The 13102-nt window shown below is 40.7% G+C and carries 13 protein-coding genes and 1 pseudogene; 3 read left to right on the top strand and 11 right to left on the bottom strand.

Features of this window, described 5'->3' with window-relative positions:
• The 3 genes from B9G53_RS03880 to B9G53_RS03890 all read right to left on the bottom strand — a co-directional run.
• On the bottom strand, window positions 1–275 hold a 275-nt coding region (locus B9G53_RS03880), incomplete at its 3' end, for an IS1 family transposase (protein WP_141211700.1).
• Between the two features lie 433 nt (window positions 276–708).
• Window positions 709–2277, bottom strand: coding sequence for an efflux RND transporter periplasmic adaptor subunit (locus tag B9G53_RS03885; protein WP_094529367.1), 1569 nt, complete (start codon window positions 2275–2277; stop codon window positions 709–711).
• A gap of 79 nt (window positions 2278–2356) precedes the next feature.
• Entirely contained in the window at window positions 2357–3061 is a 705-nt protein-coding gene (locus B9G53_RS03890) for a DUF305 domain-containing protein (RefSeq protein WP_094529370.1), read from the bottom strand.
• Between the two features lie 248 nt (window positions 3062–3309).
• Between B9G53_RS03890 and B9G53_RS03895 the strand changes: the two genes are divergently transcribed.
• Together B9G53_RS03895 and B9G53_RS03900 are read left to right on the top strand one after the other, a co-directional pair.
• A complete protein-coding gene (locus B9G53_RS03895) occupies window positions 3310–3909 on the top strand; it encodes a trans-aconitate 2-methyltransferase (protein ID WP_094529373.1) in 600 nt (199 codons plus the stop codon).
• 133 nt (window positions 3910–4042) lie between these two features.
• Complete coding sequence (locus tag B9G53_RS03900; protein WP_094529376.1) at window positions 4043–4306, top strand: hypothetical protein; 264 nt, start codon at window positions 4043–4045, stop codon at window positions 4304–4306.
• A gap of 526 nt (window positions 4307–4832) precedes the next feature.
• On the opposite strand, the gene B9G53_RS28350 is transcribed toward B9G53_RS03900, so the two are convergent.
• The 5 genes from B9G53_RS28350 to rppA all read right to left on the bottom strand — a co-directional run bounded on the left by B9G53_RS28350 (window position 4833) and on the right by rppA (window position 8035).
• On the bottom strand, window positions 4833–5141 hold the full coding sequence (locus tag B9G53_RS28350) for a hypothetical protein (RefSeq protein WP_254923540.1): 309 nt from the start codon (window positions 5139–5141) through the stop codon (window positions 4833–4835).
• Window positions 5138–5407 (bottom strand): BrnA antitoxin family protein, encoded by a 270-nt coding sequence (locus tag B9G53_RS03905; RefSeq protein WP_094529379.1) that lies wholly within the window; start codon window positions 5405–5407, stop codon window positions 5138–5140. The genes B9G53_RS28350 and B9G53_RS03905 overlap by 4 nt, the downstream gene beginning before the upstream one ends.
• On the bottom strand, window positions 5391–5663 hold the full coding sequence (locus tag B9G53_RS03910; RefSeq protein ID WP_094529382.1) for a BrnT family toxin: 273 nt from the start codon (window positions 5661–5663) through the stop codon (window positions 5391–5393). The genes B9G53_RS03905 and B9G53_RS03910 overlap by 17 nt, the downstream gene beginning before the upstream one ends.
• Window positions 5664–5859: 196 nt before the next feature.
• On the bottom strand, window positions 5860–7218 hold the full coding sequence (gene rppB / locus B9G53_RS03915; RefSeq protein ID WP_094529385.1) for a two-component system sensor histidine kinase RppB: 1359 nt from the start codon (window positions 7216–7218) through the stop codon (window positions 5860–5862).
• A 124-nt stretch (window positions 7219–7342) separates the two neighbouring features.
• Window positions 7343–8035, bottom strand: a complete 693-nt coding sequence (rppA, locus tag B9G53_RS03920) for a two-component system response regulator RppA (RefSeq protein ID WP_094529388.1) — start codon at window positions 8033–8035, stop codon at window positions 7343–7345.
• A 339-nt stretch (window positions 8036–8374) separates the two neighbouring features.
• Here rppA and B9G53_RS03925 point away from each other — a divergent pair, with 339 nt between their 5' ends.
• Entirely contained in the window at window positions 8375–8755 is a 381-nt protein-coding gene (locus B9G53_RS03925) for an AbrB family transcriptional regulator (RefSeq protein ID WP_094529391.1), read from the top strand.
• A gap of 43 nt (window positions 8756–8798) precedes the next feature.
• On the opposite strand, the gene recF is transcribed toward B9G53_RS03925, so the two are convergent.
• The 3 genes and pseudogenes from recF to B9G53_RS03940 all read right to left on the bottom strand — a co-directional run bounded on the left by recF (window position 8799) and on the right by B9G53_RS03940 (window position 12657).
• A complete protein-coding gene (gene recF / locus B9G53_RS03930; RefSeq protein ID WP_094529395.1) occupies window positions 8799–9929 on the bottom strand; it encodes a DNA replication/repair protein RecF in 1131 nt (376 codons plus the stop codon).
• A gap of 513 nt (window positions 9930–10442) precedes the next feature.
• Window positions 10443–10640 (bottom strand): annotated as a pseudogene (locus tag B9G53_RS28940) (response regulator transcription factor); the annotation flags it as partial.
• 535 nt (window positions 10641–11175) lie between these two features.
• A complete protein-coding gene (locus B9G53_RS03940) occupies window positions 11176–12657 on the bottom strand; it encodes a DASH family cryptochrome (RefSeq protein WP_094529401.1) in 1482 nt (493 codons plus the stop codon).
• Window positions 12658–13102: the final 445 nt, after the last annotated feature.

Below are 13102 nucleotides of genomic sequence, written 5' to 3' on the forward strand. Positions count from 1 at the left end.
GTTTGTCCTTGTAAGAATCCACGCAATATCAGCACGATCTGACCACAGGTGTAATGGCTTCCTGATAAGTCTGTCCCTGTAAAAATATGGAACACTTTCCCACATTCCCGACACTTGTATTTGACGATTGGTGCACGTTGGCGATCGTGTGGCGCTTGTCCTGCTGGTATTGCGTGTCCACTTGGACAATGCAAACCCTGCGGATGCAGGATCTTTAATAACCATTCATAGCACGCTTGTTCATCTAACAATTCGGTCAGGGGAAATTTGATCATCGCTTCTCTGTCGATTCATGAAAATGACTTCCTCCTATTTTGCCATTTCACCTACTTCCCCAGATGAGCGAACCATATAATCTACAGTGGGAAACACTTTGATTTCATTGATTATCATTCATTTTGTCTATCATTATTTGCTCTACTATCTAAAAGTGAAGTTGAAGATATATTGTTAAAAACATCCGAGTTAGTGAAAGATGTAAATATTTCAATGGCAACTAAAATGGGGTGGGATAAGATATTCGCACCTAAAACATAACAAAATGTAGCACATTTAGACACTACCAATCGATTTTCTACAACTCAACGGATTGCCCACTTTCAATCTTAGGAGGAGCTATGTTAGACATAGAAACTCTTGATCAACATTTAACATCTCTTAAACAAACGCCTTTCATTGTAAATCATAAATAAGTAAGATGTGAATACTTTATGTATCAGTGCGATCGCCTATCTTCGATAGCTTTTCAGATGGCTCCCTCAAAATCACCATTTTTGTTCCCGATCGCCTTCCTAGCCAAAAAGCCGCCGCCACAATAGCGCCGCCGCCAACACCTCCTGCGACAAGCACTAGCCACCAGTTATTTTGGATAGATACTTCAGGTTTTACAGCCTCGCTATGATCATGATTGGATTTATTGTCACCACGCAAAGATTGAGCATATAGCTGATTTGCGCGTTGAGTAACAATGCGATCGCCTTCAAACAATCCGCTTGTAACTTCTACTAAGTCCCCCGAAGTTTTCCCCAAAATCACATCAACGGGCTGATAGGACTTCCCATTTTGCACAAATACAATCTGCTTGCCATTAGCTTCCACAACAGCCGCCGCAGGAATCGCTAAGGTTGATACAGATACATTATCCGTAAGAATTTCGATATTGGTAAACATACCAGCCTTCAACTGACCCTTAACATTGCCAATTTCCGCTTTCACAGCCACAATTCGAGTTTGCCCTTCTACAGCCGAACCAATCGTTGTGACTTTACCTTGAAATGTAGTATTTGAAGGCTGTCCCGCGATTTTTACTTGCACAGGTTGACCAATACGAATTTTGCTAATATCTTTCTCATAAATATTTGCACTAGCCAGAACTCTTTCATCATTGACAATCGTCATTAGCGGTTTACCCGCCTCTTCCACTGATTCACCAACAGTAGCTTCACGATCGCTTATAACTCCACTAATTGGTGCAGCGATCGTAATTGTGCCATTAGAGTTTGCGCTAGCCTCTAGCTGATTTAATCGGGCTGAGTAGGCGGCTGTACTGAGATCGACTTTAATCGAAGATACTTGGACATCAGCTTCTGCTTTTTCTAATTGTGATTGGGCTTCTAGCAAAGGTAAGCGACTTTCTGCTTTAGCTAGAGAGGCTCTTGCCGCAGCAAATTTTGCTTCTGATTCTTGTAACTGTCGTCTAGCGATTGCCCCTGTCTCTAATAATTCTTTGTCGCGTTCATAACGCTCCTGATCTAGATTTAATTCAGTCTGAGCCTGACGGATATCTGCTTCAACAAGTAGCTTCTGACGTTCAAGATTTTGTTGGGCTAAACGTAAATTTGACTCAGAAGTTAAGACGTTTCCACTTGCATCTGCTTTTTTCTCTAACGCACTAACTCGTAAATCTGCTAGTTCTGGACTAGATAAAATCGCCACAGGTTGCCCTGCCTGAACTAAAGCCCCTGGTTCCACTAGTAAATTAACAATTGTTCCTTTGATTGGAGTGGTCACTTTTACTTGTTGATTCGGTAAAGTCTCAATCTGCCCTGTGGTTTGAATACCAAATTTTAGGGGCTGTAGCTTGACAGTTTCTACTTTAATTCCCAACGATTTAGCAACTTCATCATCTACGGTAATTCCCGTGATCTCAGTTGTGTTAGCTCCCTTAAATTCATCGCCATGTCCAGCATGAGCCAGTGCGATCGCTGGGTTAGACAACAAAATCAAACTAAGAATGACTTTAAAAATGGGGGCGCGAAGTCTGGGGGCTAATCTCATTTGCTTAATCTAATTTTTATACTCAAAATTTAAAGATTTTCACAGCAAGAAATGGCGTAGCCATTTCTTGCTGTGGGTATTACTTGCCGTACCAAGCTCTGCGCCATGATTGCATCTGTTCAATTTCTGCTTTTTGAGAACTCAGAATCTCTTGAGCGAGTTTCTGAATTTCAGGACGTTTTGATTTTGCGATCGCGTCCTTTGCCATCACTAAAGCCCCATCGTGGTGAGGAATCATTGCTTCGATAAAGCGTAAATCAAATTGAGCATCTGCACTTCCTAAATCCATAGTCATCATCATGTTTTTACGAAATTCTGGACTCATCTCCATGGAGTGCTTCATGTCTTCATGCCACATCACTAACTTGTCTCCCGCCTTGGGATACCAAGCTTTGCGCCATTCACCCATCTGTGCAATCTCTTTTTCCTGCGCGGCAATAATCTCGTTGGCTAACTTCCGTAATTCGGGACGCTGAGAATTTTTTAAGACATCCTGTGCCATGGCGATCGCGCCTTGATGATGGGGTGTCATTCCATCAATAAATCGTAAGTCATATTCCGCATCAGCCACTCCCAAATCCATAGAATCATGGGACATCATGCCGCCTGAATGATTTATTGGTGATGGTTTACCTGTTTGCTTTTCGGTCTTTATTATTTCGGTTTTTGCTGTTGTTATTTCTGCTGATGTTTGAGTGCTAGCTGTACAAGCCACTAAATTACTACTTGCTGCCGCTAAAACTAGTAAAGCTGAGGCAAATTGACGTTTTGCAGTAAATAACATATTTATATCTTGAACAGTGCTTAGGATTCTTACACTGTAGTGTTTCACAAGAAAATGAAATGAGCATGAAAAATAAATCCAAGAAGTAATGATTAACTCGAATTGCACCACTAACGCGATCTAGTAGGTTGCGGAGATGGTGGCTCATTGCGATCGATTGTGGAGAGGAAAAAACAGATTATTTTTAGTGCAAATTTAGGGATGTTATCCTGCACGTTAATTGATAAAACTCTACAGTGAGAATAAATATGCATCCAGACGATATAGCCGTTCGATATGATTGCATTGCCCAATGGTGGCAGACTCAGCATCAAAATTCACTTTATGGCATTGCCCAGTTGAAACGGGCTATCAGATTTACTTCCAGAAAGCAATTAGCTCTTGATATTGGGTGTGGAAGCAGTGGACGTTTTATTAAAATCCTAAGTGAGCACGGATTTAAGGTGGAAGGACTTGATATTTCCCAAGAGATGATTGATTTAGCCCAACAACTACATCCAGAGACAACTTTCTATCGAGCAGACATCTGCTGTTGGAGTCCTCCTAAACCCTATAGCTTGATTGTTGCTTGGGACAGCACATTTCATTTGCCGCTAGAGAGGCAAGAACCTGTTATGAAAAAGCTATGCAATGCTCTTGAACCTGATGGAGTGCTTATGTTCACCTGTGGAGGAGGATATAAACAAAGTGAAGTTTCTGGAACATTTCAAGGTCAAGATTTTGAGTACAGCACACTGGGAGTGAATACTTTCTTGAAGATTTTGACTGAGCATCAGTGTACGTGTCTTCACCTCGAATACGATCAATACCCTGAGAATCATGTTTATATCATTGCTCAAAAGATTTAACTGATTGTTAAAATAAAAAAGTTTGACTCATAAAAGTATTTATCTAGCAAATTTTAAGACAGTACATAGTTATATTCCAAAAAAGCAAGCTGTTTCCTTTAAATTCATAAAATAGAGAGTCTTAATAAGTCTTATGCCTGCACAGAAAATCAAGCAGTTAACTATTGAGCAACAAGCATTGGTTAGCAGTTATCGTAAAAAGTGGGGAAGTTCAATATTCTCAACAAAACGTATCACTCAATATAATGTAGAACAGGTTGTCACTGACATCTATACTTATCTGGAAAAGACACTACCTGAATTTATTGAAAGAATTACTATTCAGATAGATAGGAGGTTTCAAGAAATGGGCAATACCTCCGGCGCTGGCTCACTAATTAGTGATATTAAGCTGTAATCCCTATCTGGCAACGATTTCAGGCTTTAGTCGCAATTTACTTGTAAAGCCTTGCCAATCAACAGCTTCATCGCTCTATCACTAATTAGATGTCCAGTGCCATACCTCCCCGTGGCAGGATATTGACCTAGAGTTAGATAAGGCTTTATGCCATACTTGGCAGGGGAACTGGCGAGATGACTTAAAAAATGCTCTGAAAGAAATTTATTTCTATAAATTAAATACTTTGATTTGTCCTAGGCGAGAAGTAGGAAATGCTAGTTTTATGGATTTTTGTACTTCGGTGTTGGGTTGTACTTTTAATCAACATTCATGGAATATATATCAAACTCTAATTAAAGAATGCGGTTGGTTTTTCCCTTTTGAAAATGTTTGTTTGATTTGTGATCGCTTTCAGTGAGAAACAGGGTGATCGCCGATCTGGTAAGGTGCATTAATGAAATGTAACGCACCTTGCTTTGATTCAGTGTGAGATGCCTTGTAAGATACTCTTAAATAGTAAGTTTTCAGTAAAATTATTTTAATATCAGACTCTTTGCAACCTCAATTTGCTGAAGTACTCACCCTCATCAAAACTGCTCAGCAAAAGGTCATCGCTACTGCCAACCAAAAACTGATCAAACTTTACTGGAGCATCGGTAAATATATCAGCGATTGCTGTTTTTTGAGGATGGATAGGCGATCGCTGGTTGATTGATTTTTTGAGGGGCGATCGCTGTTTGTGAGGATGGATTGGTGATCGCTGTTTGGTGATTTGAATGAGTGGGCGATCGCCTTGCTTTAACTTTTGATGGATAGGCGATCGCTGTTTATAGCTATAGCTATACTTCTTCAAGAAACTACTTTTGGGTTAACTAATACAAGAAGTTCCTCTTGAATGACACGGCGCAACGTTTCTTCGTTTAAGGGTGGTTGTACTTTGTTAAGGTATTCCCGCAAAGCTTCATTCATAATCGTTTGATAACCCTTGCCAGCAGAATCACCACGTTCTCGAAATGCTTCAAGTACATCATCATCAATATAAATCGTTATGCGGGTTTTGCCTGTTTGAGGAATCACAGCCCCACGCTTGGCTTGGCTAAAATCATATTCCGTCTTCATAATTACGTCTCTCAGAACGAGTAGCAGGACGAGCAGAAATCAATCGAACGCGATCGCCGCGATCTGTGTAAACAACAACCAATAAGCGCCAGAGATGATCCATTCCAATTGCGATAAATCTTTGCTCACCTTTGGCTGTCGTGTCTTCAAAAGAAAGCGCATTGGGATCATACAAAACCGCTTCGGCATCAGAAAACCGTATGCCATGCTTTTGAAAATTAATGTAGGCTTTTTTTGAATCCCATTCAACTTGCATACATATATTGTATGTATAAAAATGTTTTTAGTCACGCATTTGAGTAAAATAACTTCACATCTTCCAATGGCTACAGATATCGCTGATTGGAGAGGTGAATAGTGAGACGAGCGCATTGCTTTAACTTTTGATGGAGAGGCGATCGCTGGTTGGTTGATTTTTTGAGGGGTGATCGTTCTTCCCCTATAGCCTAGCACTACGTTGGAGCCGACTTCTCAAACGTTGTCATAAGCCCTAATCGAGTCGTGAATATACTGCCTTTACCAAGTTGACTTTCGACTTGGATATTACCCTGATGCGACTTAGCGATCGCCATAGCAATGGCAAGCCCTAAACCATTTCCACCCGTTTGCCGAGAGCGATCGCTATGGGCGCGATAGAAGCGATCAAAAATATGTGGCAAATCATCTTCCGCAATACCGATACCATTGTCCTCAATACGGATCGTCGCCATGCGATCGCGCTGTTCCAAAAATATCTGAACCTTGCCACCCTCTGGAGTGTAATGGATAGCATTGATCAGAATATTGAAAATCAAGCGATAGATTTGTTCTTCATTACCCGCAACATAGATCGGAATCTTATTAGCGAGTTGCAGATGTAGCGTAATTTGTGACTGCATCGCGATCGTGGCTACTTCTTCGATTAAGTCACTCACAATGTCATTGAGACAACAGGATTGGCTGGGTGATTGCTTGGAAACCTGTCCTTCCATTCGTGAGAGCATTAGCAAATCCTGCACTAATTGCGAGAGGCGAATTGTTTGGCGATCAATGGTCTGTAAAGTTTCCCGTGATTCTTTTTCGGAAACTAGATCACTCATTAGCACCGATTCCACTGTTGCCCGAATCGAAGCAAGGGGCGTGCGGATTTCATGGGCAGCATCGGCAGTGAATTGCTGAATTTGTTGATAGGAGGCATAGACTGGACGCATCGCTTTTTCTGATAAGTACCAGCTTGCAATGCTGACCAACAAAAAAGCGATCGGTAATCCTGTCAATAAAGCAAATTTGGACTCGTTTAGATGCTGGTCATAGTCTTGTAGCGATCGCCCAATTTGCAAATAGCCCCAAGGCCGTCCAGCATTATTTTTTAAAAGTAATGCAACTTGATGGTAGCGATTTCCTTGCAAATCTTCTAACGTATGCCAACTTATTGCTTCTTTACTAAATGGAACTTCTTCTATTTGTTGTCCCACCGTCCCCAAAAGTTGCCCCGAAAGATCGAGCAGTCTCACGTAATAGCCTTCTTGTTTGGTAATTCCTAAAACATGGCGATCGCGATCGGGTTCGCAGGATTCGCCAATAATGCAGAGTTTAGGCAAAATTCGCTGCACGTTAGCACTAATTTTTCCAGTCTGTTCCAAATTTGGTTCTAAAGCATCATGAAGATTGCCAGAGACTGCTATTAGCTCTTGATCAACGCCTTGCCAGTGAGCATGAGCCATCACCTGATAAGCACCAAGTCCAGACAATCCCAAGATTACTCCCATCACTCCCGCATACCAGAGAGCTAAGGATACTTTTGCTTTGAAAAAGATACTATCGTGATTCATGGATGTTACAGCGCTTTGCGCTTAATTAAAACCCAAAGAGATTGTTGAAAGAGCGGCAGAGCCGCTCTTTTATAGAGAGTGTCGGCGCATTGCGCCGACACTCTCTATAAGACTTGAGACAGCTTTAATTAACATTAAACCGATAACCCAGACCATACACAGTTTCAATTAGTTTTTCCTGTCCATATTCCGCTAATCGTCGCCGCAACAGCCTGATTTGGGCGGCAACCACGTTACTTTCTGGTTCTGCTTGCATTTCCCATAGCCGACTCAGAATCTGATCGCGGGTCAAAATTTGATGGGGATGCTGCATAAAATATTCTAAAAGTTGAAACTCTTTAGCCGTCAATTGAATAATTTGGTATTTCCCATTAATGTCATGGGCAGCAATCGTACAAGTATTGTAATCAAGAACAAGATTGGCAACTTTTAACTGTGTGGCTTGAATTTGGGGTGATCGCCTTTGCAAAGCCCTCAATCTTGCCAATAACTCTAGCATCCCAAAGGGTTTTACTAGATAATCATCGGCTCCTGCATCTAGTCCTTGAACACGATCTTCAATCCGATCTTTTGCTGTAAGGATAATTACAGGCAAAGGATTTTGATTTTTGCGTAATCGTTTACATAATTCTAATCCTGATAGCTGCGGTAACATCCAGTCCAAAATTGCCACAGTATATTCTGTGGGCTGGCGATCAAGATAGTCCCATGCTTCTCTACCATCTTGCACCCAATCAACAATGTATTTTTCTTGTTTGAGACTACGTTGAATTGCCATCCCTAAGTCAATTTCGTCCTCAACGAGTAAAACTCTCATGATTTTTTTATTGATAGTTAAGTTTCAAATGGTTGATAAACTGCGCATGAGTTTGTCAATTATATTTACTGAATTATTACTGCATTTTTGAGACTTCAGATTGTCATAAATTGCCTTTATAAATTTTATAGTCTGTCTGATGATTAAAATGGATTTCATTATTTTAAGTTGCTAACCTATTAAGAACCTTTTACTTTACATAACTAATTTAATTAGATATAGATGATAGTCATCTGTAAAAACAAATAGGTTGTATATCTTCTCAAAAAAGTTTGACTAGTAGTACAATTATCTTAGATACTAATGTATAAATATTAAACATTAAACTGTTAAGAACAAATGGCAAAAATCAAACAACCAGTACAACTCTCTGGTGATGCATTGTTACAGAAAGTCAAAGAACTAGAGCATCTGTCGAAAGAAGAAAAAGCTAAGGCTTGTGGATATGCTACTGTTACCAAAAACAATCAAGCTCGTGTTAACTTGATGAAGTTTTATAATGCCTTGATGGAAGCGGATGGGGTTGAACTTGAAGCAAAAGGTAGTGGTAAAGGTGGACGCAGTGCCAGTTATCGGGTTAGCGTACAGAAAAATGGCAACCTACTAATTGGCTCAGCTTATACACAATTGATGGGTTTACAGGCTGGGGATGAATTAGAAATTCGCCTCGGACGTAAGCATATTCATTTGCGTCAAGTTGGTGCAGACGACGACGAATAAAAAACATAAAACAAGCTTGCTTAGCAAGCTTGTTTTATGTTTTTTAAGATAAAATTTTGCCACTTTCTACTTGAAAAATTCGGGCGGAATTTAGCCATTGAGCATCAAATGAGCCAAGATGCGTAGTCGTAATAATTGTCTGGACACGATCGCCAATCGCATTCAGCAGATGATCTTGCCTTTGGAGATCAAGTTCAGCAAGGACATCATCTAATAGCAATAATGGTGGTTCTCCAACTACTGATTCTATCAATTCTAACTCAGCAAGTTTTAGTGCTAGTACTAAAGTGCGCTGTTGACCTTGAGAGCCATATTCTCTAGCAGGTGTCATATTAATTGTCAGAAAAACTTCATCACGGTGGGGACCAACTAAACTTGAGCCTTGATGTTGTTCAATGGTTGCCTTCTGCAAAATCGCCTCAAAAAAAGCTTGGTGAATATGTTCCACTGAATCCATTGGTGCAAAAGTAAATTTGGGAACATACGTAATCTCTAAATACTCACTACCACCGCTAATTGCTTGATGCCAAGCCCTTGCGATCGGCGTTAATCTCTCTAATAAACGCGATCGCCTCCGAATCAAACGTGTTCCCGCAGTTACTAATTGGGCATCCCACAACGCCATTTGTTGAGGTTCATAGGTGATTTGTCCCTGCTTGATTGACTTTAATAATGCATTTCGTTGTCGCAAAACTTGATTATATTGTTGCAAAAGATTGATATAAATCGGCTCTAGTTGAATCAAAACCGTATCCAACCAATTGCGCCGACTTTCAGGACTCCCTCGCACCAAGTCCAAATCTAAACTCGAAAACATGACCGCATTCAAATTTCCCAAAAAATCTAGAGATCTGGCTTGATTGACTCCATTCACATTGAGAGTCCGCTTGCCACTAGCTCGCAGCCGCATCAATAATTCTATGGGGTAGCCATCAGGTATGCGCGATCGCTGACAAGTTGCGGTGATTTCCCCCATCGCTTCGCCATTACGCACTAAGTCACGATCCTTACTAACTCGATGCGAGCGCAGGGTTGCTAATAGCAAGACCGCTTCGAGTAAGTTAGATTTTCCCTGAGCATTATTACCCACGATTACCGTCTTGGGTGCTGTGAAGTTAACTTCTTGATCGATGTAGTTACGAAACTGCTTGATGTGTAGAGATTTAAGATACATTACAGGGTGTTTTTCTTAATTTTGCGAAATATCGCGATACTTCGCAGAACTGGGATTAGAAGCGATCACAAAATTTGTAACAACTCTCTAAAGCTTGTTTAAAATCTGCAATAGGCAGTTCTAAGCTTAGTTCAGTTTCTGTGTACTCACTCCAAATATTTGCAGTTTTTATGGTAAGTCTTAACCCATAAGCATTACCGATCCGTTCAGCCTGAAGGAGATCGCCGATCTCAATTTAAACACGCTCTTAGAAAAACGTTTCTGCTCCCATCTCAATCTCTAAGTTAATCATTTTAGATATTCGTGTTTATATAGCTGTCGCCATTCTTGTTAGGACATAAAACCCAAATAGTGTAAGGCGGCGCTTCGCGCCGCTTCACACTATTTGGGTTTTGATTTGTCCTGATACAGGTGGCTATATTATTGAAATTTCTTTTTTATCAATATCAGGTATAACTCTGATATTGATAAAAACCTTTCTTTCCCAGAGATGAAAAGCACCACTTTTCATGATTACTCATCTAAACTGATCAGCCCCACACGTAGAGCATAACGGATTAGTCCAGCCAGATCGTGAATATTTAGCCGTTGCATTACCTGCCCTCGATGAGTTTCAACGGTTTTGACACTTATAAATAAGGATTTCGCAATTTCTTTGGTCGTTAATCCATTTGCAACTAAGCGCAAGATTTCACATTGACGAGGGGTTAAAAGTTCATTATCAATAGAATTGGGGACTTCTTTTGTTTGTGGCTTTTTAGGTGGCTGTTTAGATGACGCTTGAACTTGTTGTTTTTCTGGTTGCGGGTTGATATTGAGGCGATAATTTAGCCTGACAGCAATATCTTCCAACAGCTTAGCTGCGTCACGACTAGTCCCAAGCTCATAAGCCAACTCATTTAAGGGTTTGCCTTGGTTAACTACCTGTAAAATTCGATGTTGACGACCTGTTAGTCTTAATTTCTCAGAAATCTTTCCTTCAGAAGCTTGTTGCTCAGACATAGATTGATTTATTATCCTTTAGAAACAGTTTTGACATAAGTCATAAAAATATTAGATTCATGTAAATATAATGCAAATGTATTATAGATGAAACAAGAATCTCTAGCTGCGATCGCTTCTGTTAATTGTGGAACTTCAGACTGTTTATATAGCTATATGCAAATCAAAACCCCAGAAGTGAGTGGCGGCGCGAAGCGCCGCCACTCACTTCTGGGGTTTTATGTTCTAGGCAAAACTTGCATTGCTATAGCTGACAGGATGCATTCTTATAAACTTCTTCATTTGCCTTTGCGGAAGCAAACAAATCGACCACAGGATGGGGATAGTCTACACCTAAACAAACGTTAAAACGTTTCTGCTCAATCGGTAAAAGCTTCCAAGGTTGATGCACTTTACTGGCAGGAAGATCTGCAAGCTCTGGTAGCCAATGCTTAACATATTCTCCTTGCGAATCATAATCTTGCGATTGCTTATTGATATTAAAGAATCGGAACCCTCTAGTATCATTCCCAATTCCTGCGGTATAGTTCCAATTTCCCCAGTTACTGCAAGGATCGTAATCGATCAGCCGAGATTCAAACCATTCCGCGCCCATTCGCCAATCGATACCAAGGTTTTTGGTGAGAAAACTTGCGACATTTTGTCGTCCCCGATTGGACATGAAGCCTGTAGCTGCAAGTTCGCGCATATTCGCATCCACTAAAGGGAAGCCTGTATTTCCTGTTTGCCAGAGTTCAAATCTCTTCCAGTCTTGCTTCCAAGGTATATCCATACCGCGCAAACCTCTGCGATGGAATAACTTGTTACCATGTTTTGCGGCAACGAAGCGGAAATAATCGCGCCATAATAACTCAAAGATTAACCAATAAGTCGAGTCATTGGCAAGGCGATCGCTTTCATATTTTTTAACCTGTTCGTAGATATATCGCGGACTGAGACAGCCCAAGGCAAGCCAAGGTGAGAATTTGGAAGAGTCATCAGCATGGAGCATTCCATTTCGAGTTTGCTTATAAACTTGTAGGCGATCGCTAGTCCAAAAATAATGCTTGAGACGCTTTAGGGATTCAGTTTCACCGCCTTTAATTTCCAACACAGGGCGATCGCATGGTATCGGTTCTTTCAGTCCTAGGTTTTCTAAAGTAGGAATTTCGCCAATATCAACACTTTCGGGTAATGCAGGAAGGCGATCAGGTGCGGGAAAAGCTTCCCGAATTGTGAGCTTAGCTTCCACCTGTTTGCGGAAGTTGGTAAAGAGTTCAGGAAGATTAGCAATTTCAAAGGGTAAATCATGTTGATGCAATAACGTGCTTCCCCAGAAGCTTTTAAAGTTAACGTTCTGGTTTTTGAGAATAGAACGTAATTTATTTTCTAGTGCTTTCTCTTCAGTGGTGACTTCTGCATGATAGTAGATTGAGTTAATGCCCAATTGCTGCGCTAGTTCAGGCAAAATTTGATCGGGATTACCGATGCGGACAATAAGATTAGAATTAAGCGATCGCAAATTTTCCCGTAAATTTGTAACACTCTCAATCAGAAATTTGGCGCGAAATGATCCTGTTTTCTCAAATCCAAAGGGAGTTTTATCAAAGTGAGCATCATCAAAGCAATAGACAGGAAATATCTGTGCGCCTGTCATTTGGACTTCTTGAGACGCTCGATATAAGGTTTCGCAATCATGCGATCGCAAGTCATTGCGGAACCAAACTAAAATATTTTGCTTGTTCATTTCAAAACTCTATTTGATTTGTGGTTGAAGACAAGCTTAAGTTAGTAAAGAGTAATGGCAGCGCTTCGCGCCGATATTACTCTTTTGAGTTTTATGTCTACCTCGGAAGCACCGTCGCTGTAATCCGAGGTTTGCCACGTTTCGCATAATGTAGTTTTTCCAGTGATTACAGTACATTCTTAAACAAATTTGCCTTGTATCCTCGTTCACAGTAGAATTCAACAAATTGACGCTTGCACGGCTTACATTGGTAGCATTGTTTCCCCTATCGATGTCCATTTTTTACTACATTTTCTCCGTTGCAGTTTGGGCATTGTATTTTCTTAGGGTTGAACTACTCCAACCCTAAGAAAATGCAATGTCTATTCTTGGTTGTCATTATGAATATGTGCAACGCCAAATAAAATATTGCTAATCGATTCGCTGAAGCAAGCGCAATGCGCCC

The sequence above is a fragment of the Pseudanabaena sp. SR411 genome (assembly GCF_002251945.1).
Taxonomy (GTDB): Bacteria; Cyanobacteriota; Cyanobacteriia; order Pseudanabaenales; family Pseudanabaenaceae; genus Pseudanabaena.